The 25913-nt window shown below is 62.5% G+C and carries 26 protein-coding genes; all 26 read left to right on the plus strand.

The window, feature by feature from the left end; genetic code table 11:
• Positions 1 to 326: 326 nt before the first annotated feature.
• The 26 genes from pseC (at position 327) to fliL (ending at position 25905) form a co-directional block, all read left to right on the plus strand.
• The gene (gene pseC, locus HWV67_RS12975; RefSeq protein ID WP_175651942.1) at positions 327 to 1499 is read left to right on the plus strand and encodes a UDP-4-amino-4,6-dideoxy-N-acetyl-beta-L-altrosamine transaminase; all 1173 of its coding nucleotides are present in this window, start codon (positions 327 to 329) and stop codon (positions 1497 to 1499) included.
• Positions 1496 to 2212 (plus strand): pseudaminic acid cytidylyltransferase, encoded by a 717-nt coding sequence (gene pseF / locus HWV67_RS12980; RefSeq protein ID WP_175651517.1) that lies wholly within the window; start codon positions 1496 to 1498, stop codon positions 2210 to 2212. Before pseC ends, pseF begins: the two co-directional genes overlap by 4 nt.
• Entirely contained in the window at positions 2209 to 3285 is a 1077-nt protein-coding gene (gene pseG / locus HWV67_RS12985; protein ID WP_175651518.1) for a UDP-2,4-diacetamido-2,4,6-trideoxy-beta-L-altropyranose hydrolase, read from the plus strand. The genes pseF and pseG overlap by 4 nt, the downstream gene beginning before the upstream one ends.
• Positions 3272 to 4324, plus strand: coding sequence for a pseudaminic acid synthase (gene pseI, locus HWV67_RS12990; protein WP_175651519.1), 1053 nt, complete (start codon positions 3272 to 3274; stop codon positions 4322 to 4324). Before pseG ends, pseI begins: the two co-directional genes overlap by 14 nt.
• A 247-nt stretch (positions 4325 to 4571) precedes the next feature.
• A complete protein-coding gene (locus HWV67_RS12995) occupies positions 4572 to 5498 on the plus strand; it encodes a ketoacyl-ACP synthase III (RefSeq protein ID WP_095156946.1) in 927 nt (308 codons plus the stop codon).
• 70 nt (positions 5499 to 5568) lie between these two features.
• A complete protein-coding gene (locus HWV67_RS13000; protein ID WP_175651520.1) occupies positions 5569 to 6861 on the plus strand; it encodes a motility associated factor glycosyltransferase family protein in 1293 nt (430 codons plus the stop codon).
• Complete coding sequence (locus tag HWV67_RS13005) at positions 6858 to 7118, plus strand: hypothetical protein (RefSeq protein ID WP_175651521.1); 261 nt, start codon at positions 6858 to 6860, stop codon at positions 7116 to 7118. Before HWV67_RS13000 ends, HWV67_RS13005 begins: the two co-directional genes overlap by 4 nt.
• 218 nt (positions 7119 to 7336) lie before the next feature.
• Complete coding sequence (locus HWV67_RS13010) at positions 7337 to 8191, plus strand: flagellin domain-containing protein (RefSeq protein WP_175651522.1); 855 nt, start codon at positions 7337 to 7339, stop codon at positions 8189 to 8191.
• 69 nt (positions 8192 to 8260) lie between these two features.
• On the plus strand, positions 8261 to 8626 hold the full coding sequence (locus HWV67_RS13015; protein ID WP_095156950.1) for a flagellar protein FlaG: 366 nt from the start codon (positions 8261 to 8263) through the stop codon (positions 8624 to 8626).
• Positions 8627 to 8706: 80 nt separating this feature from the next.
• Positions 8707 to 10101 (plus strand): flagellar filament capping protein FliD, encoded by a 1395-nt coding sequence (fliD, locus tag HWV67_RS13020; RefSeq protein ID WP_175651523.1) that lies wholly within the window; start codon positions 8707 to 8709, stop codon positions 10099 to 10101.
• A gap of 126 nt (positions 10102 to 10227) precedes the next feature.
• Positions 10228 to 10611 (plus strand): flagellar export chaperone FliS, encoded by a 384-nt coding sequence (gene fliS / locus HWV67_RS13025; protein WP_095156952.1) that lies wholly within the window; start codon positions 10228 to 10230, stop codon positions 10609 to 10611.
• Positions 10612 to 10634: 23 nt separating this feature from the next.
• Positions 10635 to 10931, plus strand: a complete 297-nt coding sequence (gene fliT, locus HWV67_RS13030) for a flagellar protein FliT (RefSeq protein WP_095156953.1) — start codon at positions 10635 to 10637, stop codon at positions 10929 to 10931.
• A gap of 168 nt (positions 10932 to 11099) precedes the next feature.
• Positions 11100 to 12575, plus strand: a complete 1476-nt coding sequence (fleQ, locus tag HWV67_RS13035) for a transcriptional regulator FleQ (RefSeq protein WP_175651524.1) — start codon at positions 11100 to 11102, stop codon at positions 12573 to 12575.
• Positions 12576 to 12777: 202 nt separating this feature from the next.
• Positions 12778 to 13983, plus strand: coding sequence for a sensor histidine kinase (locus HWV67_RS13040; protein WP_175651525.1), 1206 nt, complete (start codon positions 12778 to 12780; stop codon positions 13981 to 13983).
• A complete protein-coding gene (locus HWV67_RS13045; protein WP_175651526.1) occupies positions 13980 to 15371 on the plus strand; it encodes a sigma-54-dependent transcriptional regulator in 1392 nt (463 codons plus the stop codon). The genes HWV67_RS13040 and HWV67_RS13045 overlap by 4 nt, the downstream gene beginning before the upstream one ends.
• A 116-nt stretch (positions 15372 to 15487) precedes the next feature.
• Positions 15488 to 15814 (plus strand): flagellar hook-basal body complex protein FliE, encoded by a 327-nt coding sequence (gene fliE / locus HWV67_RS13050; protein ID WP_095156957.1) that lies wholly within the window; start codon positions 15488 to 15490, stop codon positions 15812 to 15814.
• A gap of 16 nt (positions 15815 to 15830) precedes the next feature.
• Positions 15831 to 17612: a flagellar basal-body MS-ring/collar protein FliF gene (gene fliF / locus HWV67_RS13055; protein ID WP_175651527.1), complete on the plus strand. Its 1782-nt coding sequence runs from the start codon at positions 15831 to 15833 to the stop codon at positions 17610 to 17612.
• Entirely contained in the window at positions 17605 to 18624 is a 1020-nt protein-coding gene (gene fliG, locus HWV67_RS13060) for a flagellar motor switch protein FliG (RefSeq protein WP_095156959.1), read from the plus strand. Before fliF ends, fliG begins: the two co-directional genes overlap by 8 nt.
• A gap of 125 nt (positions 18625 to 18749) precedes the next feature.
• Positions 18750 to 19547, plus strand: a complete 798-nt coding sequence (gene fliH, locus HWV67_RS13065) for a flagellar assembly protein FliH (protein WP_175651528.1) — start codon at positions 18750 to 18752, stop codon at positions 19545 to 19547.
• Positions 19537 to 20895, plus strand: coding sequence for a flagellar protein export ATPase FliI (gene fliI, locus HWV67_RS13070; RefSeq protein WP_175651529.1), 1359 nt, complete (start codon positions 19537 to 19539; stop codon positions 20893 to 20895). Before fliH ends, fliI begins: the two co-directional genes overlap by 11 nt.
• 6 nt (positions 20896 to 20901) lie before the next feature.
• Entirely contained in the window at positions 20902 to 21354 is a 453-nt protein-coding gene (gene fliJ / locus HWV67_RS13075) for a flagellar export protein FliJ (protein ID WP_175651530.1), read from the plus strand.
• Positions 21355 to 21449: 95 nt separating this feature from the next.
• Positions 21450 to 21755, plus strand: a complete 306-nt coding sequence (locus HWV67_RS13080) for an STAS domain-containing protein (RefSeq protein ID WP_175651531.1) — start codon at positions 21450 to 21452, stop codon at positions 21753 to 21755.
• Positions 21756 to 21763: 8 nt separating this feature from the next.
• Complete coding sequence (locus HWV67_RS13085) at positions 21764 to 23467, plus strand: ATP-binding SpoIIE family protein phosphatase (protein WP_175651532.1); 1704 nt, start codon at positions 21764 to 21766, stop codon at positions 23465 to 23467.
• 25 nt (positions 23468 to 23492) lie between these two features.
• Complete coding sequence (locus HWV67_RS13090; RefSeq protein WP_175651533.1) at positions 23493 to 23840, plus strand: Hpt domain-containing protein; 348 nt, start codon at positions 23493 to 23495, stop codon at positions 23838 to 23840.
• Positions 23841 to 23934: 94 nt separating this feature from the next.
• The gene (locus tag HWV67_RS13095; protein WP_175651534.1) at positions 23935 to 25248 is read left to right on the plus strand and encodes a flagellar hook-length control protein FliK; all 1314 of its coding nucleotides are present in this window, start codon (positions 23935 to 23937) and stop codon (positions 25246 to 25248) included.
• Positions 25249 to 25398: 150 nt separating this feature from the next.
• Complete coding sequence (fliL, locus tag HWV67_RS13100; protein ID WP_110969432.1) at positions 25399 to 25905, plus strand: flagellar basal body-associated protein FliL; 507 nt, start codon at positions 25399 to 25401, stop codon at positions 25903 to 25905.
• Positions 25906 to 25913: the final 8 nt, after the last annotated feature.

Raw genomic sequence — 25913 nt, forward strand, 5'->3', positions numbered from 1 at the left:
AGTCACCCCTCAGTTCCAGCAGTGCTGGTGCTTTCAATCGCACGCTCATCACTGTGCCCGCCGAACTGACGGAGAGCCTGGTCTCCCCCGTGCTTCATGACAATCCGAACCTCTGCTCCGAGAACACAATGATTCCTTTGGTCAACACCCGAATGTCCCTGGAGTTCACCGAGCGCCTTGTCCACGAGGCGACGCCCGGTGCTGCCGAGGTTGATGTGGACCTCGGCGTGGACCGTCACGATCGGCTCAAAGGGCGGACCGGGAAAAACCCGAAAGCCGCCGCCGTCGCCAATCCGGGTGGGCTTGCGGCGCTTGCGGGTACAGAGGTGATTCCCTACGGGCGGCAGAATGTTGATCAGGCAGACATCGACGCGGTCGTCGAGGTCTTGCGTTCCGACTGGCTGACCCAGGGGCCGGTGCTCGAGCGCTTCGAGCAGGCAGTCGCCGAGCGTTGTCAGGCTACCTTCGCGGTGGCGGTGAGCAATGCCACTGCCGGGCTGCATTTGGCCTGCCTGGCGGCGGGGCTTGGCGCAGGTGACTGGCTGTGGACCAGCCCGAACAGCTTCGTCGCCTCGGCCAATTGCGCACGGTATTGCGGTGCCGAGGTGGATTTCGTCGACATCGACGTGCTGACCTGGAATATCGATGTCCGCGCACTGGCGACCAAGCTGGAACAGGCCGAGGCTGCGGGTCGGCTGCCCAAGGTGCTGGTGGCGGTCGCCTTTTCCGGGCAGAGCTGCGACATGGCTGAAATTGCCCGGTTGGCCCGCAAATATGGTTTCCGCGTGATCGAAGATGCCGCGCATGCCTTCGGTGCCAGCTATGCCGGTGAGCCCGTGGGAAGCGGTCGTTATGCCGACATGACGGTTTTCAGTTTCCATCCGGTCAAGATCATTACCAGCGGTGAAGGTGGCATGGTCTTGTGCAATGACCCGGAGCTGGCGCGGCAACTGCGCTCCTTGCGTAGCCACGGCATCACTCGCAACCCTGAGGAAATGACCGAGCCCGCGCACGGCAACTGGTACTACCAGCAGGTCGACCTGGGTTTCAATTACCGGATGTGCGATGTGCAGGCTGCCCTTGGGCTGTCGCAATTGCGCCGGCTGGATGAATTCCTGGAGCGCCGGCGTTTTCTGGCTGCCCGTTACCAACGACTGCTTGCCGATTTGCCGCTGCAGTTGCCGATGGCCCAGGCGAAGGCCGAGTCGGCCTGGCACCTGTATGTCGTGCGCCTGGATGGCCGGCTGGAAGGGAGCCATCGCGCCGTGTTCGATGGCATGCGTGCGGCCGGTATCCAGGTCAATCTGCATTACATCCCGATTCACCTGCAGCCCTATTACCAGGCCCTGGGCTTTGCGCCCGGTGATTTCCCCGAAGCGGAACGCTATTACCGCCAGGCCATTACCTTGCCGCTCTTCCCGCAATTGAGCGAAGCGCAGCAGGACCGCGTGGTGGACACCCTGCGCGCATTGCTGCTCGCAGAGGCAGACCGGGCATGAGTGACGTTGCAGTAGCGATCATTCCCGCCCGTGGTGACAGCAAGCGCATTCCGTACAAGAACCTCAAGCTGTTCAGGGGCGAGCCCATCATCGCTTACTCGATCCGGGCGGCTCTGGGCAGTGGTCTGTTCGAGCGAGTGGTGGTCAGCACCGACGATCCACGCATCGCTGACGTCGCGCTGAGCTACGGCGCCGAGGTGCCGTTCACCCGCCCCAAAGCGCTGGCAGATGATCATGCCACTACCGCGTCGGTCATCGTCCATGCCGTGCAGACACTGGCTGAGCAAGGGCAAAAAGTGGATCTGGCGTGCTGTATCTACGCCACCGCACCCTTGTTGCAGCAGCGTTACCTGCGAGCCGGGTACGAGGCGCTGCTAGGTCAGCCCGAGGGCTCCTTCGCATTTTCCGTGTGCAGTGCGGGTTTTCCGGTTCAGCGGGCATTGACCTTGACCGAAGAGGGCGCGTTGACGCCCCTTTATCCGCAGTACCGTGACACCCGCTCCCAGGACTTGCCCCACGCCTATCAGGATGCCGGTCAGTTCTACTGGGGAAGAACCGACGCCTGGCTGCGTGGAAACGGGCCGTTTTCCGAGCAGAGCCTGCCGGTGATCCTGCCGCGACATCTGGTCCAGGACATCGATACCGAAGACGACTGGCGACGTGTCGAGTACCTGTACGCCGCGTTGTTGGCGGCGGGGGAACTGCAGGGTTGAAGGTACTGTTTCGCGCCGATGCTGGCAGCCACCTGGGTATCGGGCATGTTGCTCGATGCCTGACGCTGGCGCAGGTGCTGGCGTCCGGGGGCGCACAGATCAGCTTCGCCTGTCGCGCGTTGCCGGGCCATCAAATGCAGAGGATCGCCGAAGCCGGGCATGAGGTGTTCAGCCTGCCCGCCGACACGCTGGACGAGATTCCGGCGTTGCAGGCGCTGCTGCCGGCCGAGGCCTGTTTCGACTGGATCCTCGTCGATCATTACCAGCTCGATGCCCGCTGGGAATCCGCAGCGCGGCGCTGGGGGCGGCGGGTTATGGCCATCGACGACCTGGCCGACCGGCCGCACGACTGCGACCTGCTGCTGGACCAGAATTTCACTGCCAGCGCGGCGCTTTACCATAGGTGGGTGCCAGCGGCCTGCCAGATCCTGGCGGGGCCGCGGCATGCGTTGCTGCGCCCGGCGTTCCGCCAGCTTCGTCCGGCCGCGCAAACAGGCCCGAGCCGAGTGCTGGTGAGCTTTGGTGGCTTCGATCAGGCCGGCATGACCTTGCGCACCTTGCAGGCGCTGGACGGGCTCGAAGGCGTCGAGGTGCAGTGCATTGCCGGGCACTCGAGTCCGGATCTCGCGGCATTGCAATCACTGGTCGCCCGTCATCCTGGCTGGGCGTTGCTGAATTTCGTCAACGACCTGCCCGAGCGCATGGCCGCAGCCACCTTGTTCATCGGTGCTGGCGGCGGGACCACCTGGGAGCGTGCGGCCATCGGCCTGCCGAGCCTGTGTATTGGCGTCGCGCCAAACCAGTACGCCAACGCCGAGGCGCTGGCGCAGGCGGGTCTGCACCTGTACCTGGGGCCGGCAGAACAGGTCACGATGGCAGCGCTGCATCAGGCAATCGCCGAATTACTGGGCAATCTGCCGCAGCGTCAACATTTTGCCGCGCGCGGCATGGCGCTGGTGGATGGCCTGGGTGCGCAGCGGGTGGCGCTGGCGCTGTTCCAGGCGGCGGGTTATACACAGGCCGCGGGCCATTTCGAACAGGTATTGAAGGATTCTCAGCATGAGCAGTTTTGACATCGGTCAGCGTCGTGTCGGCGTCGATGCCGCGCCCTTGGTGATCGCCGAAATGAGCGGCAATCACAACCAGTCGCTGGAGCGCGCCTTGCAGATCGTCGAGGCTGCCGCCAAAGCCGGTGCCCATGCATTGAAGCTGCAGACCTACACCGCCGACACCATGACCCTGGACCTGAGCCATGGCGAGTTCTTCATCGAAGACAAGAACAGCCTCTGGGCCGGCTCCTCGCTGTATTCGCTGTACCAGCAGGCGTACACCCCGTGGGAGTGGCACGAGCCGATTTTCCGGCGCGCGCGTGAGCTGGGCATGCTGGCGTTCTCCACGCCGTTCGATGAAAGCGCCGTGGACTTTCTCGAAAGCCTCGATGTGCCGGCCTACAAGATCGCCAGTTTCGAAAACACCGACCTGCCGCTGATCCGCAAGGTGGCCGCTACCGGCAAACCGATGATCATTTCCACCGGCATGGCCAGCCTGGCCGAGCTGGACGAAACCGTGCGCACGGCGCGCCAGGCCGGCTGCCGTGATCTGGTGCTGCTCAAGTGCACCAGCACCTACCCGGCAAACCCGGAGAGCAGCAACGTGCGGACCATTCCGCACCTGCGCGAACTGTTCGGCTGCGAAGTCGGGCTGTCCGATCACACCCTGGGTGTGGGCGCGGCGGTGGCGGCGGTCGCGCTGGGCGCCAGTGTGGTGGAAAAGCACTTCACCCTCAGCCGCGCCGAGGGCGGGGTGGATGCGGCGTTTTCGCTGGAACCGGAGGAACTGGCCTGCCTGGTGCAGGAGACCGAGCGGGCCTGGCAGTCGCTGGGTCAGGTGCGTTACGGCGCGAGCCAGGCCGAAGAGGCCTCGCGGCGCTTCCGGCGTTCGTTGTACGTGGTGCGTGACATGGCGGCTGGCGAGGTCTTCGATCAGAGCAATGTGCGCGCCATTCGTCCGGGGCTCGGCCTTGCGCCCAAGCACCTGGAATCCCTGCTCGGGCGCAAGGCCCGGCAGCCACTTGCCCGTGGAACCGCGCTGGACTGGTCGCTGGTGGAGTAGGGCTGCCGCCCGTCTGCCACGCAGCCTGGGGCGGCGCGCCCTAGGAAAATATGCCATTGTCTGTGAAAATCCGTGACCTATCAGTCAGACCGGGCATCTGTGTCTCTATCGTTAATGGGAGTGGCGGGCCGTGTCACCACCATTTCCACCGCTGTCCAAGTGATCGGGCAGCGGGAATCCCTGTTTTCTGGCGCCCCTCGAATCGTGCGAGCGGTGATATCTAGCGGTTATTTATTGGGAAGCCATGATGATTGGCATAAAAAGCATTGCGAGCTACGTTCCGGCTGCGGGCCTGGACAACTACGCACAAGGCGCCAAATTCGGTAAGGATGAGGATTTCATCCTTGGCAAGATCGGCTCGGCCTTCCTGCCGCGCAAATCCGACGAACAAGAGACCTCCGACCTGTGCGTCGAAGCGGTCAACGCACTGTTCGCGGCGAACCCCGAGCTGTCGCGCGATTCCATCGATGCGCTGATCGTCGTCACCCAGAACGGTGACGCCGAAGGTCTTCCTCACACCGCGGCAATCGTCCAGGACAAGCTCGGCCTGCCGACCCATGTCGCGGCGTTCGACATTTCCCTCGGCTGCTCCGGCTACGTCTACGGCATCTACGCGCTCAAGGGGTTCATGGAAGCCACCGGCCTGAAGAACGGCCTGCTGGTGACCGCCGATCCGTACTCCAAGATCGTCGATCCGGAAGACCGCAACACCACCATGCTGTTCGGCGATGCCGCCACTGCCACCTGGATGGGTGAAGACCCGGTCTGGGCGCTGGGCAAGTCCGCCTTCGGCACCGACGGTTCCGGCGCGCCGCACCTCAAGGTCAGCGATGGTGTGTTCTTCATGAACGGCCGCCAGGTGTTCAACTTCGCCCTGCTCAAGGTGCCGGCGCACCTACATGAGTTGCTTGAGCGCTCCGGCCTCAGCGCGGACGATATCGACGCGTTCTGCATCCACCAGGGCAGCGCGGCCATCGTCGATGCGGTCGCCCGCCGCTTCGAAGACAAGCCGGAGAAGTTCGTCAAAGATATGGTCGAGACCGGCAATACCGTGTCGTCGAGCATTCCCCTGCTGTTGGAAAAGCACGCCCTGGATACCACCTGGCAGCGAGTGGCCCTGAGCGGCTTCGGTGTTGGCCTGTCGTGGGGCTCGGCGATTCTCCACCGGCCTTGATCGCGGTGGCTGCTTAAAGCCGCTTGCTGGGGTAATCTCAGGCGTTTCGCAGGCAAGGGATGCTCAACCAATGAGCGAATTTTTCCAGCGCAACGCCGACATTATCCAGGCCCGTTGGCCGTCGCTGTTCGATCGCCTGATGCGTGAAGACAGCGACAAGGTCGACGCGGTACTGACTGAAGGGCTGGGCTCGACCCTGACGGTTGACGGTGTCCAGCTCACCAGCCGCCATGACCGCCTCGCCGAGGCGCGTTTCCAGGCTACCAGCCTGCCCGACGACAGCCCCGCGTTGCATCTCTACGGTACCGGTCTCGGTGATCTCCAGGCCGAGCTGCTGCGGCGTCCTTCGCTACGCCATCTGCACGTTTATATCCTCAATGGCGCGCTGTTCAAGCTGGTTCTGCAATTGCTCGACCACTGCGCATGGCTCGCCGACCCGCGTATCGAACTGGCGTATGCCGGCGATGCCGCGGAAATCGCCCTGCCATTCTTCGCCTTGCCGGCCGAGCTGGTGCTGGCCGACGATTTCAATGCCAAGGTTCGTGACCGCCTGATCGGCGAAGTTCACCTGACCTACAACAACCGCACTTTCGATATCGCCGACCCGGCACTGGTGGCGCTGCTCGATCAGAGCCTGCCGCTGCTGCGGGCCGACCGCGACGTTGCCGAGCTGTTCGGTAGCCGAGCGGGGGAGGGCGTTCTGGTGATCGCCACCGGGCCGACCCTGCAGGGCCACCTGCCGGCCCTGCGGCATCTTCGCGAGCAGCCAGGGCGGCCGCTGTTCATTTGCGTCGACACCGCCTACAAGCCCTTGTTGGCGGCCGGCATCGAGCCGGACATAGTGGTCAGCGTCGATCACAAGATCCGCCTGCATCACCTGCCGCCTGAGGCCTCGGCGCGAACCGCGCTGGTGTACATGCCGATGCTCGACGTCGACACGCTGGCGGCGTGGCAGGGACCGCGCTATGCCGCCTATTCCGACAGCGCCCTGTACGACCGGGTGCGTGACGACATCCCCCGCGGGCACCTGTTCGTTGGCGGCAGCGTCATTCATCCGGCGGTGGACCTGGCGGTGAAGATGGGCGTGAGCCGCATCACCCTGTTCGGCGCCGACTTCGCGTTCCCGATGAACCGCACCCACACCGGCTGGAATGACGGCGATCTTGGCCCGCAACTGGCCGTGGCACGCCACTGGGTACTGGACGGGCATGGCCAGCGGGTGCGCACGCAACTGAACTTCCGCGGCTACCTGATCGAGCTGGAGCGCTTCATTGCCCGTCACCCTGAGGTGGCGTTCTTCAATACCAGTCGAGCCGGGGCCTTGATCGCCGGCGCGCGCTTTGACCAGGAGTTCTGCCCATGACCGCCTGTCAGCAAGCCGCACATCAGTGCGCGGGGTTGTTCCGTCTGGGGCGGGACGTGGAGGCAGCAGTGGAAATGGTCAGCCTGTTCGAGGCGGTGATGCCGCTGTTCGAGCGGGCGCCGCAGGCGCTGCAAGCGCAATCCGCGACGCTGCTGGCGCAGATCCTTGCCGCGCAGCAGCGCCAGGACTGGCTTTGCGTAGCCGACAACCTGGAATACGAGTTGCTGGAATTGATCGAACGGACAGCTTCCAGCTGAAAGTGTGATGGCCATCACATTGCGTTCGCGGCTCGCGGCGTGGGTGGCTACCGGCAAGTGCCTGATTTGCAAGGGGTGGCTGGGTGATGGCACTTTTTTTTGAAAAAACCCTCAAGCAACCTGAAAACCCGACGATAAACATTACGAAGGTTCTCTAGGCCACACCCGGCGGATGCCAGGGCCGGAAGCCGCAGTATCCATCCAACGAGGAATTCGTCATGGCATTAACCGTAAACACCAACACTACCTCCCTGGCCGTCCAGAAGAACCTGAACCGCGCTTCCGACAGCCTGAGCACCTCCATGACTCGTCTGTCGTCCGGCCTGCGCATCAACAGCGCTAAAGACGACGCCGCTGGTCAGCAGATCGCCAACAAGCTGCAAACCATGGTTACCGGTTCGGCCGTAGCCATCAAAAACGCCAACGACGGTGTTTCGATCACTCAGACCGCTGAAGGCGCTCTGTCTGAAATGACCAACATCCTGCAGCGTATGCGTGAACTGGCTCTGCAATCGCGTAACGACTCCAACGGCACCACTGAACGCGCTGCTCTGAACAAAGAGTTCGCGGCCAAGTCCGACGAGATCACTCGTATCGCTTCGTCCACCACCTACGGCACCAGCAAACACCTGCTGGACGCCAGTGCTGGCACCATGCAGTTCCAGGTCGGTGCAATGACCGGTACTGACCAGGTCATCAGCGTTGTAATGAGCACCAGCTTCGCCGCTTCGACCCTGGCGGTAGGTACCGGTACTCTGGCGATCTCGGGTACTTCCGACTCCGCTGTACACACCTCGGTTGACGCTGCTATCACCGCCATCGACGCTGCTCTGCAGAAGATCGACGACAAGAAATCGGAACTCGGTGCTGTTCAGACCCGTTTCCAGAGCACCATCAACAACCTGCAAAGCATGGCTGAGACCGCCACCGCCGCTCAAGGCCGCGTTCAGGACACCGACTTCGCAGCAGAAACTGCTCAGCTGACCAAGCAGCAAACTCTGCAGCAAGCGTCCACCGCAGTTCTGGCCCAGGCCAACCAACTGCCATCCGCTGTACTGAAACTGCTTCAGTAATAGCGCGATGAAGTTCGGCGAGGGGGTGCGTGAGCATTTCCTCGCCTTTTACTTTGGAGGTGATGGGCGATGGACATAAGCGTCAGATTGAATGCGTCTTATCCGGCCTCGACGACCGCGGCTCAGCACGACAAGACTGCTGAACAAGGTGCGTCCGACAAGGTCTACAACAAGCCGTCCCTGTCAGCCGTAGCGACAGAAAAAGAATCCGATGCCACTGAGTTGCAATCAGCGGTCAAGGAAATCCAGGATTTTGTCCAGTCGTTGCAACGCAACCTGGAATTCTCGGTGGATGATTCCACCGGAACCGTCGTCGTGAAGGTCGTTGCTCGCGACAGCGGTGAGGTCATTCGGCAGATTCCATCGCAAACGGCGCTGGAGTTGGCGAAAAGCCTGCATGACGTAAACAGCCTTCTATTCGACGAAAAGGTCTGAAGGCGGTACGAAAATTGAAGGGTTTGCGGCTCGTGCGGTAATGGTCAAGCGTTTGGCGTGAACCAAAAAAGGAGAGAAACATGGCAAGTCCAATTCTGCCGGCCCTGGGTCTGGGTAGTGGCCTGGATACCAGTGCGATTGTAAAGGCCTTGGTTGACGCCGAAAAAACGCCTAAACAGAGCCAGATCGATCGGCAAACCAAGTCCAACACGGCGACGATCTCGGCGATCGGCAGCCTGAAAAGCGCATTGGCTGCCTACAAGACCGCCCTTGAAAAGCTGAGCAGTACCACTTCGCCACAGTTTCTTGCCTACAACGCGACCAGTGCGGATGAAAAGACCGTCAAGGCAACCGCCGGTAACGGCGCTGTCGGCGGCATGTACAACGTCAAGGTGACCGAGCTGGCAACGGCGTCGAAAGTTGCCAGCCAGCGTTTTGGTTCCAGTGCCGATGCGATCAGCGAAGGTGTATTGACCATTTCGCAGGGCGACCAGGACTACACGGTCGAGATCGGCCCGAATGCCACGCTGCAATCGGTGCGCGACACCATCAATGGCCAGGTCAACAACAAAGGCATCATGGCCAACATCATCAATGATGGCACTGGCTCGCGCCTGGTTTTGACTTCGACCAATACCGGCCTGGATTCCGATATTTCCGTTGACGGCATTCCCGAGCTGAAAATCGACGGCACCCAGCAAATGTCTGGCACTGGCGCGGGCTTCATCACTGCTTTGGCGAAGGATGCGACATTCGAAGTTGATGGCATGAAGCTCACCAGCAAGTCGAACAAGGTCGAAAATGCGGTAAGTGGCTTGACGATTGACCTGGTTGCCAAGGGCGAAACCACCGTCACCGTAGGTACCAACACCGACGGCCTGAAGAAGTCGGTGCAGTCCTTCGTGGATGCCTACAACACGCTGGTCAAGACGGTCACCAGCCTCAGCCAGGCTACGAAGAACGCCGACGGCACGATGGGCACCGCGCCTGCGCTGTCGGGTGACTCGGCGGCTCGCAACATGCTCAAGACCCTGCGTGACCAGTTGGTAGTGCCGGCTGGGGGTACCGATAACTTGCAGGTGCTGTCGCAGTTGGGCATCAACACTGTTCAGGAAACCGGCCTGCTTGAACTGGACTCCACCAAGTTCACCAAGGCTGTAGAAGTGCAGAAGCTGGGTGGTGGTATTCAGGCGCTGTTCGGCGGAGATGACGGTCTTTTGGCCCGTATGACCTCGGCGTTGGACCCCTATTCGAAATCCGGCGGCTTGCTGGACGACCGCTCCAAGATTCTCGAGCAGGCGAAAAAGAGCCTGGAATTGCAGCAGTCGTCGCTGGATGCGCGGGTTACTGCGATGACCGCGTCGTTGACCAAGAAGTACAACACCATGGACACCCTGGTGGGTAAACTCAACGCCCAGCGCGACAACATCACTTCGATCTTCGAGGCGATGGCCGCTCAGTCCAAGTCGTCCTGATCTACTGACTGACGCCAAAAGCCCGGCAGTGCCATACCAGCATGTCGGGCTTTTTGCATCTTCCTTAAAGTTTTTTGACGCGGGGTCGATAGCCCGGTCATACAGCAATTGTGGTGAGGTACACGCATGAATCCGATGTTGGCCCTTCGGCAGTATCAGAAAATCAGTGCACAGGCCCAGACCTCTGAAGCCAGCCCGCACCGCCTGGTGCAGATGCTGATGGAGGGTGGCCTGGATCGTGTTGCCCAGGCAAAAGGCTCGCTCGAGCGCAATGACATCGCAGGCAAGGGCATTGCCATCGGCAAGGCCATCGGCATCATTGGCGGTCTTCGCGAAGGTCTGGATCGCGACAACATGACGCCGGAACTGGAGCGCCTCGATGGGCTCTACCTGTATATGAACCGCCGCCTGATCGATGCCAACCTCAAGAACGACATCGCTGCGCTCGATGAGGTGACCGATCTGTTGATCACGGTCAAGGAAGGGTGGGACGCGGTTGTCGCACAATAACCAGTTGCAATGAGGATGTCGTGATGAGTGCTGTGCTCAAGCGAATCGAGGAAACCCGTGACGCATTGGTCGGTGCATTGGCCAATCGGGATTGGGAGGCGGTAGGTGAGCTGGATCAAGCTTGCCGTGCCTGCATGGATGAAGTATTGAGTGCGCAGCCGTCCGACGAAGAAGCGCTGCGGGATAACCTTCAGGATCTGCTCGGGGTCTATCGGCAATTGATCGATGTGGCGACCGAAGAACGCCAGGCTATCGCTGACGAGATGTCGAAGATCAAGCAAGCGCAGCAGGCGTCGAAGGTATACCATCTGTACCGCTGACGGTTGATCGAAAATCAGTTGCGCGCCATAAATTTGACTGTGAAGTGTTTTTTGACTTAACTAGTGGCTGTTTTCTAATTTCAGACGTCGGAACACTGACCGTTCAGTCGGAATGATGTCGAGCATGCCCTCGCTGGGCCTCGAGTTGACTAGGGAAGTTGCTATTGCATGTGGCGTGAAACCAAAATTCTCTTGATCGATGACGATAGTGCTCGCCGCCGTGACCTGGCGGTGGTGCTGAATTTTCTTGGGGAAGAAAATCTGGCGTGCTCCAGTGAAGACTGGCAGCAGGCTGTCGAATCGTTGTCGTCGAGCCGTGAAGTACTGTGCGTTCTTCTCGGGACAGTAAATGCTCCGGCAGGCTTGTTGGGCTTGCTTAAGACAGTGGCTGCCTGGGATGAGTTCCTTCCGGTTCTGCTTTTGGGCGAAAATTCTTTGCCCGAGCTTCCCGAAGACTTACGTCGCCGGGTGCTCTCCAACCTTGAAATGCCGCCGAGCTACAGCAAATTGCTGGATTCGCTCCACCGTGCCCAGGTCTATCGCGAGATGTACGACCAGGCGCGCGAGCGTGGCCGGCAGCGCGAGCCCAACCTGTTCCGCAGTCTGGTCGGCACCAGCCGGGCGATCCAGCATGTCCGCCAGATGATGCAACAGGTTGCCGATACCGACGCCAGCGTGCTGATCCTCGGTGAGTCCTGCACGGGCAAGGAAGTGGTGGCGCGTAACCTCCATTACCATTCCAAGCGCCGCGAAGCGCCGTTCGTGCCCGTCAATTGCGGTGCGATCCCGGCCGAGTTGCTGGAAAGCGAACTGTTCGGCCATGAGAAGGGTGCCTTCACCGGCGCCATCACCAGCCGTGCCGGGCGTTTCGAGCTGGCCAATGGCGGCACCCTGTTCCTCGACGAGATCGGCGACATGCCGCTGCCGATGCAGGTCAAGCTGCTGCGCGTATTGCAGGAGCGCACCTTCGAGCGCGTGGGCAGCAACAAGACCCAGAGCATCGACGTGCGGATCATCGCCGCGACCCACAAGAACCTCGAAAGCATGATCGAGGTCGGTTCGTTCCGCGAAGACCTGTACTACCGCCTCAACGTCTTCCCGATCGAGATGGCGCCGCTGCGTGAGCGGGTCGAAGACATTCCGCTGCTGATGAACGAATTGATCTCGCGGATGGAGCACGAAAAACGTGGTTCGATCCGTTTCAATTCGGCAGCGATCATGTCGCTGTGCCGACATGGCTGGCCGGGCAACGTTCGCGAGCTGGCCAACCTGGTGGAGCGCATGGCGATCATGCATCCGTACGGCGTGATCGGTGTGGCCGAGCTGCCAAAGAAGTTCCGTTACGTGGACGACGAAGACGAGCAACTGGTGGACAGCCTGCGCTCCGACCTCGAAGAGCGCGTGGCGATCAACGGCCATACGCCGAGCTTCCCGACCAATGCCATGCTGCCGCCGGAAGGCCTGGACCTGAAGGATTACCTGGGTAGTCTCGAGCAGGGCCTGATTCAGCAGGCACTGGACGATGCAAACGGTATCGTGGCGCGCGCCGCCGAGCGTTTGCGGATTCGTCGGACCACCCTGGTGGAAAAAATGCGCAAGTACGGCATGAGCCGTCGCGAAGGGGACGAGCAGGCGGAGGATTGACGCCTGCTCACCCACCGCCCGGCTTCCGTCTGGGCGCTCTGCTTCAAGCAACCTTTCTTTTTGTGAGGTAAATGCCCGTCATTGCGGGCTTTGTCGGCACCCCTCGCTTACTCCCTTCATGACGAAAATGTTTCCGGCATGGCTATTGCTATACCGCTTTCAACATACCGTTTTATGACGGTGAGCCACGCGAGAGAGCACGATGCCCCACGCAGCCACTACCTCCCTTGAACCGCCACGCCCCGATGTCGCCGAACAGCAGGGCCGTGAAGGTCTGGAGCAGGCGTTTGCCCTGTTCGATCAGATGTCCAGTCAGCTCACTCAGTCCTACAGCCTGCTTGAAGCGAGGGTTACCGAGCTGAAAGGCGAGCTGGCAGTGGTCAGCGCGCAGCGCATGGCCGAGCTGGCGGAGAAGGAGCGACTGGCCAATCGTTTGCAGAACCTGCTCGACCTGCTGCCCGGTGGCGTCATCGTTATCGATGGCCACGGCAAGGTCCGCGAGGCCAACCCGGCCGCTGGCGAACTGCTGGGCGAACCGCTGGTGGGCGAGTTGTGGCGGCATGTGATTGCCCGCAGCTTCGCGCCGCGCGAGGACGACGGTCACGAAGTGTCGCTGCGCGACGGCCGGCGCCTGTCGATCGCCACCCGCTCCCTCGATGCCGAACCCGGCCAGTTGGTGTTGCTCAACGACCTCACTGAGACCCGCCGCTTGCAGGATCAACTGGCCCGCCATGAGCGGCTGTCGACCCTCGGCCGGATGGTCGCTTCACTGGCCCATCAGATCCGCACGCCGCTGTCGGCGGCGCTGCTGTATGCCAGCCACCTTGCTGAACAGGCGTTGCCGCTGGAAACCCAGCAGCGTTTTGCCGGCAACCTCAAGGAACGCCTGCACGAACTGGAGCGCCAGGTGCGCGACATGCTGGTGTTCGCCCGTGGCGAACTGCCGCTGACCGATCGCCTGACGCCCAAGGCACTGTTCCAGGCGCTGCAGCAGGCCGCGCAGGTTCAGGTGCAGGGGCATAACGTGCGCTGGCAGTGCGACAGTCATCTAGGCGAACTGCTGTGCAATCGCGACACCTTGGTGGGCGCCGTGCTCAATCTGGTGGAAAACGCCCTGCAGGCCAGCGAAGGTCCGGCGCGGATCAAGGTGCATCTCTATCGTCGTGATGACAGCCTGCGTTTGTGTGTCAGTGATGCGGGCCCGGGAATCGACAGCACGTTGCTCCAGCGTCTTGGCGAACCTTTCCTGACCACCAAATCTACCGGCACCGGCCTCGGTCTGGCGGTGGTCAAGGCGATTGCACGGGCTCACCGCGGCGAGTTGCACCTGAGTTCGCGTCAGGGGCGCGGCACTTGCGCCATGATCATCTTGCCGTTGATGGGTGCGTCGACGGAGGTGTCGGCATGAGCGGGATCAAGGTGCTACTGGTCGAGGATGACCGTTCACTGCGTCAGGCCTTGGGTGACACCCTGGAGCTTGGCGGTTTCACCTATTGCGCGGTGGGTTCGGCGGAGGAGGCCCTTGATGCGGCCTCGAAAGAAACCTTCAGCCTGGTGGTCAGCGACGTCAACATGCCGGGCATGGACGGCCACCAGTTGCTCGCCCGCCTGCGCGCCACTCAGCCGCAGTTGCCGGTCCTGCTGATGACCGCTCACGCGGCGGTGGAGCGCGCGGTGGATGCCATGCGCCAGGGCGCCGCGGACTATCTGGTCAAGCCGTTCGAGCCGCGTGCCTTGCTTGAACTGGTTGCCCGCCATGCGCTGGGTGCCGCCAGCGGCGCGGATGCCGAGGGGCCTGTCGCCTGCGAGCCGGCCAGTGCGCAGCTGCTGGAGTTGGCGGCGCGCGTCGCCCGCAGTGAATCCACCGTGTTGATTTCCGGCGAGTCCGGGACCGGCAAGGAAGTGCTGGCGCGCTATATCCATCAGCAATCGCTGCGTGCCAGCCAGCCTTTCGTGGCGATCAACTGTGCGGCGATTCCGGACAACATGCTCGAAGCTACGCTGTTCGGCCACGAAAAAGGCTCGTTCACCGGCGCCATTGCCGCGCAGGCGGGCAAATTCGAGCAGGCCGATGGCGGCACGCTGCTGCTTGATGAGATTTCCGAAATGCCGCTGGGCCTGCAGGCCAAGTTGTTGCGCGTGTTGCAGGAGCGGGAAGTGGAGCGGGTTGGTGGGCGCAAGCCGATTGCCCTGGATATCCGCGTGGTGGCCACCACCAACCGTGATCTGGCGGGCGAAGTGGTGGCGGGGCGTTTCCGCGAGGATTTGTTCTATCGTCTCTCTGTGTTTCCGTTGGCGTGGCGCCCGTTGAGAGAACGGAGCGCCGATATTCTGCCACTGGCCGAGCGTTTGCTATTGCGCCACGTCAATAAAATGAAGCACGCACCCGTCAGACTGTCGGAGGAGGCTCGGGCCTGCCTGCAAAGCTATCCGTGGCCGGGCAACGTGCGGGAATTGGACAACGCCATCCAGCGGGCGCTGATATTGCAACAGGGTGGGGTCATTGCTGCTGCTGACTTCTGCCTCGCCGGCGTGCTGCCAGCCCTGACGCCACAGCCTGTGCGGGCTGCAGCGCCAGCGGTGGTGAGCGAGGCGCAGGAAGTGGGTGGCCTTGGAGATGACTTGCGTCGGCACGAGTTCCAGATGATCATCGACACCCTTCGCGCCGAGCGCGGTCGCCGCAAGGAAGCCGCCGAGCGACTTGGCATCAGTCCGCGGACCCTGCGCTACAAATTGGCGCAGATGCGCGATGCCGGGATGGATGTCGAGGCCAGCCTTTATGCCACGGGGCTTTGAGGTGCAGGATCAGCGTTTTGTCGAATTGTCGGGCGTAGCTGGCACTCTTGTTGCTAAGTCCTGTTCACCCGCTGCATGAGTGTCAAAAAAATGCGGGCCGTCGGAGAGAGAAGACCATGAGCCAAGGTGTTGAATTCAATCGTTTGATGTTGGACATGCGGGCCATGCAAATGGACGCGATGTCGGCGCCGAAGGCTGTCCAGGCTCCTGAGCTGGGGTCGAGCAATTTTGCCGACATGCTCGGGCAGGCCATCAACAAGGTCAACGACACCCAGCAGGCCTCCAACCAACTGGCCACAGCATTCGAAATCGGCAAGAGCGGCGTCGACCTGACCGACGTGATGATCGCGTCACAGAAAGCCAGCGTCTCGTTCCAGGCGCTGACCCAGGTGCGCAACAAGCTGGTCCAGTCGTATCAAGACATCATGCAGATGCCGGTTTAAGGGCGGGATTTGATTCATGGCCGATGCAGTCGTCGATAACGTGCCCGCCAAGGGCGGTCCGCCAGCGCCAAAACCGCCGCTGTTCGGCCTTTCGTTCCTGGAAAATATTTCACAGATGCCCATGTTGCGTCAGGTCGGCCTGCTGGTCGGCCTGGCTGCCAGCGTGGCCATCGGCTTCGCCGTGGTGCTCTGGTCGCAACAGCCTGACTACCGTCCTCTCTACGGCAGCCTCAGTGGCATGGACACCAAGCAGGTCATGGAAACCCTGGCCGCTGCGGACATTCCCTACAACGTCGAGCCTAATTCCGGCGCCTTGCTGGTCAAGGCCGAGGATATTTCCCGTGCCCGTCTGAAGCTCGCCGCCGCCGGGGTTGCACCGAGCGATGGCAACGTCGGTTTCGAAATCCTCGACAAGGAGCAGGGCCTGGGCACCAGTCAGTTCATGGAGGCCACCCGTTATCGTCGCGGCCTCGAAGGCGAACTGGCGCGCACCGTCTCGAGCCTGAACAACGTCAAGGGTGCCCGTGTGCACCTGGCGATCCCGAAAAGCTCGGTTTTCGTGCGCGATGAGCGCAAGCCAAGCGCCTCGGTGCTGGTCGAGCTGTACCCCGGTCGCAACCTCGAGCCCGGCCAGGTCATGGCCATCGTCAATCTGGTGGCGACCAGCGTTCCTGAACTGGACAAGTCCCAGGTCACCGTGGTCGACCAGAAGGGCAACCTGCTCTCCGACCAACTGCAGAACAGCGAGCTGACTGTCGCCGGCAAGCAGTTCGACTACAGCCGCCGCATGGAAGGCCTGCTCACCCAGCGTGTGCACAACATCCTGCAGCCGGTGCTGGGTAACGACCGCTACAAGGCCGAAGTGTCCGCCGACGTCGATTTCAGCGCAGTCGAGTCCACTTCCGAACAGTTCAACCCTGATCAACCGGCGCTGCGCAGCGAGCAGTCGGTCAACGAACAACGCTCCAGCAGCATGGGCCCGCAGGGCGTTCCCGGTGCGCTGAGCAACCAGCCGCCAAGCCCGGCTTCGGCGCCGCAGACCACCGGTGGTGCTGCGCAAGGTGCGGCTGCCGCGATCCAGCCCGGCCAGCCGCTGCTCGACGCTAACGGCCAGCAGATCATGGACCCGGCCACCGGCCAGCCGATGCTTGCACCTTATCCGGCGGACAAGCGTCTGCAGTCCACCAAGAACTTCGAACTGGACCGCTCCATCAGCCATACCCGTCAGCAGCAGGGCCGTGTGACCCGTCTGTCGGTGGCGGTGGTGGTCGACGATCAGGTCAAGCTCGACCCGGCCAATGGCAACGCAACCAGCGTGCCATGGAGCGCCGAGGACCTGGCCCGCTTCACGCGGCTGGTCCAGGACGCGGTGGGCTTCGATGCCAGCCGTGGCGACAGCGTCAGCGTGATCAACGTGCCGTTCGCCGCCGACCGTGGCGAGGCCATCGCCGAGATTCCGTTCTATTCGCAGCCGTGGTTCTGGGACATCGTCAAGCAAGTGCTCGGCGTCCTGTTCATCCTGGTGCTGGTGTTCGGTGTGCTGCGTCCGGTGCTCAACAACATCACCGGCAATGGCAAACAGTCGACAAGCGACGGCGACATGGAACTGGGCGGCATGTTGGGGTTGGACGGTGAACTGGCCAACGACCGCGTGAGCCTGGGTGGTCCGCAAAGCATCCTCTTGCCTAGTCCGAGCGAGGGCTATGACGCCCAGCTCAACGCTATCAAGAGTCTGGTAGCAGAAGATCCGGGTCGTGTGGCCCAGGTCGTGAAAGAGTGGATCAACGCCGATGAGTGACAATCGAGCCCTGACTGCGAAACTGACCCGTGTCGACAAGGCCGCGATCCTGCTGCTGTCGCTGGGCGAGACCGATGCCGCGCAAGTGCTGCGGCACATGGGGCCGAAAGAGGTCCAGCGTGTAGGCGTGGCCATGGCGCAGGTGGGCAACATCCACCGCGAGCAGGTCGAGCAGGTCATGAGCGAGTTCGTCGAGATCGTCGGCGACCAGACCAGCCTGGGCGTCGGCTCCGACGGCTACATCCGCAAGATGCTCACCCAGGCCCTGGGCGAGGACAAGGCCAACGGCCTGATCGACCGGATCCTGCTGGGTGGCAACACCAGCGGTCTGGACAGCCTCAAATGGATGGAGCCGCGTGCGGTTGCCGACGTTATCCGCTACGAGCACCCGCAGATTCAGGCGATCGTCGTGGCGTATCTCGATCCGGACCAGGCAGGCGAAGTCCTCGGCAATTTCGACCACAAGGTGCGCCTGGACATCATCCTGCGCGTCTCGTCGCTGAACACCGTGCAACCGGCCGCGCTCAAGGAACTCAACCAGATCCTCGAGAAGCAGTTCTCCGGCAACTCCAACGCCGCGCGCACCACCCTGGGTGGTATCAAGCGTGCTGCGGACATCATGAACTTCCTCGACAGTTCGGTCGAAGGCCAGCTCATGGATTCGATCCGCGAGATCGACGGCGATCTCTCCGAGCAGATCGAAGACCTCATGTTCGTCTTCAACAACCTGGCCGATGTCGATGACCGCGGTATCCAGGCGCTGTTGCGGGAAGTCTCCTCCGACGTCCTGGTCGTCTCGCTCAAGGGCGCGGACGAGAAGGTCAAGGACAAGGTCTTCAAGAACATGTCCAAGCGTGCCTCGGAACTGCTGCGCGACGACCTCGAGGCCAAGGGCCCGGTCCGCGTCAGCGATGTCGAGACCGCGCAGAAGGAAATCCTCACCATCGCCCGCCGCATGGCCGAAGCCGGCGAAATCGTGCTGGGCGGCAAAGGTGCCGAAGAGATGATCTGACCCGTCGGCCCCGGTCGGTTTTCGCGCCCGCGAAACCGCACCGGCCCCGATGGGGCTTCGTCGGGCGGCACCCGCCGCCGACGCTGCCTGATCATCCGTAACCCGACTTTTGAGCGCATGGAATCATGTCGACCAACGAGCATTTGAGTGAACTGATCCGCGCCCGCGACGTAGAGGATTTCGACCGCTGGGCGCTGCCCAGTTTCGATCCTGAACCGGAGCCCCAGGCCGAACCCGAGCCTGAGCCGGAACTGGTCGAAGAAGTCGAGGAAGTACCGCTGGAAGAAGTCCAGCCGCTGACCCTCGAAGAACTCGAGAGTATCCGCCAGGAGGCCTACAACGAAGGCTTCGCCACCGGCGAACGTGAAGGTTTCCACAGCACCCAGCTCAAGGTCCGTCAGGAAGCCGAAGTGGCGCTGACCGCCAAGTTGGCCAGCCTCGAACAACTGATGGGCAACCTGCTGGAGCCGATCGCCGAGCAGGATGCGCAGATCGAAAAGCAGTTGGTGCAACTGGTCAGCCATATCGCCCGCGAGGTGATCGGCCGCGAGCTGCAAACCGATTCCAGCCAGATCACCCATGTCCTGCGTGAAGCCCTCAAGCTGCTGCCCATGGGCGCCGAGAACATCCGCATCCACGTCAATCCGCAAGACTTCGCCCTGGCTAAGGCCCTACGCGAGCGTCACGAGGAAAACTGGCGCCTGCTCGAAGACGACAGTCTGCAAGCGGGCGGTTGCTGGATCGAAACGGCCCATAGCCGCATTGATGCCACGGTGGAGACCCGCATCGAAAAAGCCATGAAGCAGTTGTTCGACCAATTGCACGACCAGGGCTTGCACCCGGCCGCGCCGGACTTGCACATCGAGCTGGAGGCGCCAACCGAGGCGCCGGTCGAAGAGACGGAAACCAGCGATGCGCCTTGAGCGAACCAGTTTCGGCAAGCGCCTTGAAACCTATGTCGATGCCATCCGCCTGCCGAGCCAACCGGTGGTCGAAGGCCGCCTGCTGCGGATGGTCGGCCTGACCCTCGAAGCCGAGGGCCTGCGCGCCGCGGTCGGCAGCCGCTGCCTGGTGATCAATGACGACAGCTATCACCCGGTCGAAGTAGAGGCCGAGGTCATGGGCTTTGCCGGCGGCAAGATCTTCCTGATGCCGGTGGGCAGTGTTGCCGGTATCGCGCCTGGCGCGCGGGTGGTGCCGCTGGATGACAGCGGCCGCCTGCCCATGGGCATGAGCATGCTCGGGCGGGTGCTGGATGGCGCTGGCCGGGCACTCGACGGCAAAGGCGGGATGAAGGCCGAAGACTGGGTGCCGATGGACGGTCCGACCATCAACCCGCTCAATCGCGACCCTATCAGCCAGCCGCTGGACGTGGGTATCCGCAGTATCAATGGCCTGCTCACGGTCGGCCGAGGCCAGCGTCTCGGCCTGTTCGCCGGTACTGGCGTCGGTAAGAGTGTGCTGTTGGGGATGATGACCCGCTTCACCGAGGCCGACATCATCGTCGTCGGCCTGATCGGCGAGCGGGGTCGCGAGGTGAAGGAGTTCATCGAGCATATTCTTGGCACCGAGGGCCTCAAGCGCTCGGTGGTGGTGGCTTCGCCTGCGGACGACGCGCCGCTGATGCGTCTGCGCGCGGCGATGTACTGCACGCGGATCGCCGAGTATTTCCGCGACAAGGGCAAGAACGTCCTGCTGCTGATGGACTCGTTGACCCGTTTCGCCCAGGCCCAGCGGGAAATCGCCCTGGCCATCGGCGAGCCGCCAGCGACCAAGGGTTATCCGCCATCGGTGTTCGCCAAGCTGCCCAAGCTGGTGGAGCGCGCGGGTAACGGCGAGGCGGGCGGCGGTTCGATCACCGCGTTCTATACCGTGTTGTCCGAGGGCGACGACCAGCAGGACCCGATCGCCGACTCGGCGCGGGGCGTGCTCGACGGCCACATCGTGCTGTCACGCCGCCTGGCCGAAGAAGGGCATTACCCGGCCATCGATATCGAAGCGTCCATCAGTCGGGTCATGCCGCAGGTGGTGACGCCGGAGCAGATGACCCAGGCCCAGCAGTTCAAGCAGCTCTGGTCGCGGTTGTCGCAAAGTCGCGACCTGATCAGCGTCGGCGCCTATGTCGCCGGTGGCGACAAGGAAACCGACCTGGCGATTTCCCTGCAGCCTCGGCTCGTGCACTTCTTGCGTCAGGGGCTCAACGACAACGTTGGCCTGGTCCAGAGCCGAGAGCACCTGGCGAGCGTCTTCACGCCGCTGGCTGCGGGCTGATAGCGTATGGCCCAGCCCAGTCGCGCCGCCCGCCTGGTCCCGGTGGTGGAAATGGCCGAGGATGCCGAGCGCAAGGCCGCCCAGCGCCTCGGGCAATTCCAGCAGCAGGTCAATATGGCCAAGGCCAAGCTCGCCGAACTCGACCAGTTCCGTTCCGATTACCAGCAGCAGTGGATGCAGCGGGGCGGGCAGGGTGTGAGCAGCAACTGGCTGGTGGGTTTCCAGCGCTTCCTCGGCCAGCTCGACACCGCGGTGGCCCAGCAAAACCAGAGCCTGATCTGGCACCAGAACAACCTCAATAGCGCCCGCGTAACCTGGCAGGAGGCGTACGCGCGCGTCGAAGGCCTGCGCAAGCTGGTCCAGCGCTATATCGAAGAAGCCCGCCTGATCGAAGACAAACGCGAGCAGAAATTGCTCGACGAGTTGTCCCAGCGCCTCCCCCGACACGACCGTTTCTAACGCTGAAGGCATTGGTCGGCGCGGGTTGCCGGGCCGCTGGCGGACTGCTAAACCTAAATACAGTCTGCAACCGTCATCATCGAAGGAACGCCAGCATGACCGTTGAATCCGTGTACTCAAAGGATGAGAACAAGCTGACGATCAGGGTCAAGGGTCGTTTCGATTTCGGTAATCATCAAGTCTTTCGTGACGCCTATGAGCGTCAGACGGTCAAGCCCGAGAGCGTGGTGGTGGACCTGAAGGACGCTACTTACCTGGACAGCTCGGCGCTAGGCATGTTGCTGCTGCTGCGCGATCACGTTGGCGGTGACGAGCCGAGGGTTAGTGTGGTCAATACCAGCTCCGACGTACGCAAGATCCTCGCCATTTCCAATTTCGAAAGACTGTTTGATATCAGTTGAGTACGGCCATGAGCAGTTCCCCCGCGCTCACCGTCCTGATTGCCGAAGACGGAGCAACTGACCGTCTCCTGCTGGCGACCATCGTCCGCAAGCAGGGGCACCGGGTGCTCACCGCCGAGAACGGCGAGCGCGCCGTGGCGCTGTTCGTCGAGCAGCGCCCGCAACTGGTGTTGCTCGATGCGATCATGCCGGTGATGGACGGTTTCGAGGCGGCGCGGCGGATCAAGGCGCTGGCCGGCGAGGAGCTGGTGCCGATCATCTTCCTCACGTCGCTGACCGAGGATGAAGCGCTGGTGCGCTGCCTGGAGGCGGGTGGCGACGACTTTCTGGCCAAACCCTACAGTCCGGTGGTGCTGGCCGCCAAGATCAAGGCCATGGATCGCCTGCGCCGCCTGCAGGCCACGGTGCTGGAGCAGCGTGACCAGATTTCCCGGCACCACAATCACCTGCTCAACGAGCAGCGGGTGGCCAAGGCGGTATTCGACCAGGTGGCCCACGCCGGCTGCCTGAGCGCGCCGAATATCCGCTACCTGCAATCACCGTATGCGCTGTTCAACGGCGACCTGCTGCTGGCGGCGTTCACCCCGACCGGCGAAATGCACGTACTGCTCGGTGACTTTACCGGCCACGGTTTGCCGGCGGCGGTCGGCGCCATGCCGCTGGCCGAGGTGTTCTATGGCATGACCGCCAAGGGCTACGGCCTGGCCGAGACCCTGCGGGAGATGAATGCCAAGCTCAAGCGCATCCTGCCGGTGGACATGTTCTGCTGCGCGCTGTTACTCAACCTGAGTTTCGAGCGGCGCATGGTGGAGGTGTGGAACGGTGGCATGCCCGACGCCTACTTGCTGCCTGCCGCCGGCGGCCAGGCGATGCCGTTGGTGTCCCGACATTTGCCGCTGGGCATCCTGCCGTCCGAGCAGTTCGACGAACACACCGATGTCTTGCCATTGACGCTCGGTGACCGCTTGTTCCTGCTGTCCGATGGGGTGGTGGACACCTGCGATGAGAGCGACCAGTTGTTCGGCGTCGAGCGTTTGCAGCAGGTGTTCGCCGACAATCGTGAGCCCGAGCACCTGTTCGAGGACGTGCTGCAAGCGCTGGAGCGCTTTCGCGGACGCTCGCGGGATGACGTCAGCATGCTGGAAATCACCGTGGTCGCTCCGGGTCAGTTGGCGCCGCCGCCGGTGGTGTATTCCGATAGCGGCCAGTCCAGCCCGCTGGATTGGTCGCTGTCATTCGAATTTCGTGCCCAGACCCTCAAGCGTTTCAATCCCTTGCCTTACCTGATGCAGGTGCTGCAGGAAATCCATGGTCTGCGCGGGCAAAGCGGTGCGTTGCACAGTGTGCTCACCGAGTTGTATTCCAACGCGCTCGAGCATGGCGTGCTGGGGCTGGATTCGGCGCTCAAGCGCGACGCCGATGGCTTTGCCGCGTATTACCAGGAGCGCAACCGGCGTTTGCAGGCCCTCGACAGCGGTCATATCCGCCTTCATTTGAAGGTGGAACCGTGGGAAGGAGGCGGGCGTCTCATTCTTGAAGTCGAGGACAGCGGCAAGGGCTTCGATGTGAGTAAAGTACGCGGGCCGCCCGAAGTGGAGCAGCGTCTGTGTGGCCGGGGACTGAACCTGGTACGCCGCCTTGGCCGGCAGGCCGAGTGGGCCGATGGCGGACGCCGCGCGCGCGTGGAGTTCGCGTGGGACGCTCTGGCATAATCCAACTTGATCAAGGAGTGAACAAGTGTCCGATATTCATATTGACCGCAAGGTGTTGAGCGACCTTCAGGAGGTCATGGAAGGTGGCTACCTCAACCTGCTCGAAACCTTTCTCGCCGATTCCGAGGAGCGTTTGCGCCAGCTCTACAAGGCCCGTAACGCCGAGCAACTGGGTCAGGCCGCGCACAGCCTCAAGGGCAGCAGCAGCAACATGGGCGCGGTCGAACTGGCCGAACTGTGCCGGCAACTCGAAGAGCGGGTCAGGCAGCAATCGCTGTTTGGCATCGAGGACCTGATCAACCGCATCGACCGCGAATTCACCGCGGTCCGTCAGCTCTACCGCGCCGAACGGGAACGTGTCCTGGTCGGCTGATCCGATGAAGTCGCGCCAGGTTGCTAACCTGGCGCGACTTTTGCGTAGGCTTCGCTATTCGTGATGACGAGCTTCTGTAGCGGAGACCTTTTTCATGCCCGTCGCTTCAAACCCATTGCTGCAAACCGGTGTCGCGGCCAAAACCGCACGCGCCCAGGCCAGCAACCTGGACAAGGCCTCGCAAGCCCTCAACGACAAGGGCCCGGACTTCTCCAAGGTCTATGCGCAGCACTCGCGGGACAAGGTCGACGTCAAGGCCGACGCGCCCGTTCGCGACCGCGATGGCGTCGACAAGCCGGCGGCAAACACCGGCAAGGCTGACGACAAGGACAACGGCAAGGTTGCCGATAGCGGCAACGATTTGCCTGACGACAAGGACACCCAGGCGCAGAGCGTGGACAAGGTCGACGACGCCTCTGACGCCTCTGGTACCGCGAGCGCCGATGGCCAGTCGCTGGACGCCAATCTGGTAGCCGGGCAACTCACCGATGCACCGCAGGGCGCGCAGTTGTTGCAGGCGCAGGCTCAGACCATGGCCCCGGTGATCCAGGCTGCCGCTCAGCAGCCTGCCGCGGCACTGCCGGCCACGCCGGCGGAAGACGCATTCGATCCCGACAGCGATCCCCTGGCCGACCTGCCGGTGCTGCGTCTGGCTCTGGAGCAGAATGCCCAGGCCCAAGGCACCACCTCTACCCATGCTGCCAAACCCAACGCTCAGCCGGAGACCGCGTCCGGTCAGCCAGCCGTCAATACACTGGCGCAGATGCTTGACCCGAGCGAGGCCGAGGGCGGGAAGTCCGAAAGCGGCGAGAAAGCCTTTGCCGGGCTGATCGACGATGGCCTGAAAGACCTCAAGGGCGCGAGCAGCGACACCCGTGTCGACGACTTCGCCAACCGCCTGGCTTCCCTGACCCAGGCCGCCACTCCGAAGACCGCCAATGCCGTGGCGCCCGCGCCGCTGCACCAGCCGCTGGCCATGAACCAGGGCGGCTGGACCGAGGGGCTGGTCAACCGGGTCATGTACCTCTCCAGCCAGAGCCTCAAGTCGGCGGATATCCAGCTTGAACCTGCCGAACTCGGTCGCCTCGACATCCGCGTCAACCTGGCGTCGGACCAGGCGGCGCAGATCACCTTCACCAGCGGTCACGCCGGGGTGCGCGATGCCCTCGAAGGCCAGGTGCACCGTCTGCGCGAGCTGTTCAACCAGCAGGGCCTGGCCCAGCCGGACGTCAACGTTGCCGATCAATCCCGCGAGCAGCAGAACGGCCGCCAGGATGACACGCCGAAGATGAGTGGCGTGGCAGCCCGCCGCAATGCCGACGGTGCGGACACCGATGTTGCCGCTGCCACTGCGGCCGTGGAGCAGCAGGTGGTGGTCGGTTCCAGCACGGTGGATTACTTCGCCTGACCGCCCCGCGACGGTCCCGTCAGTGCCGTGTTGGCGCGGTCGGGATCGTCGGGTGGCCTTGCCGCGAAGCGCGGTTCCGAATCTGGCATAACACTTGCTCGCCCACTCGCCATAGTGGAACAAACCTCCTGTGAGTGACGGATTATTGGCATGGCGAAGAGCGAAGCAGTAAAAGACCCCGCCGCAAAAGGCAAACTCAAGCTGATCCTGTTGTTGGTGCTGGCCCTGGTGCTGGCGATCGGTCTCTCGGTGGGCGCGACCTGGTTCTTCCTGCACAAGTCCGACAGCAAGCCGGAAGTCGATCCGGCCGCCGCCGCAGCGGCCGCCAATGTCAAGCAGGCGGCCATCTACGAAAGCATGGCGCCGGCCTTCGTCGTCAACTTCAACCAGAACGGCCGTCAGCGCTACATGCAGGTGAGCATCACCATGCAGGCGCGCGATCAGGCTGCGCTGGATGCCCTGAAAGTGCACATGCCGGTGATCCGCAACAACCTGGTCATGCTGTTCTCCGGTCAGGCGTTCGAATCGCTGGCGACGCCGGTCGGCCAGGAGATGCTGCGCCAGAAGGCGACCGCCAGCGTTCAGGAAGTGGCCCAGAAGGAAGTCGGCAAGCTGGTCGTGGACCAGTTGCTGTTCACCAATTTCGTATTGCAGTAGGAGCCGAA

The organism is Pseudomonas sp. Marseille-P9899 (assembly GCF_903166565.1).
In the GTDB taxonomy this organism is placed as follows: Bacteria; Pseudomonadota; Gammaproteobacteria; order Pseudomonadales; family Pseudomonadaceae; genus Aquipseudomonas; species Aquipseudomonas huaxiensis.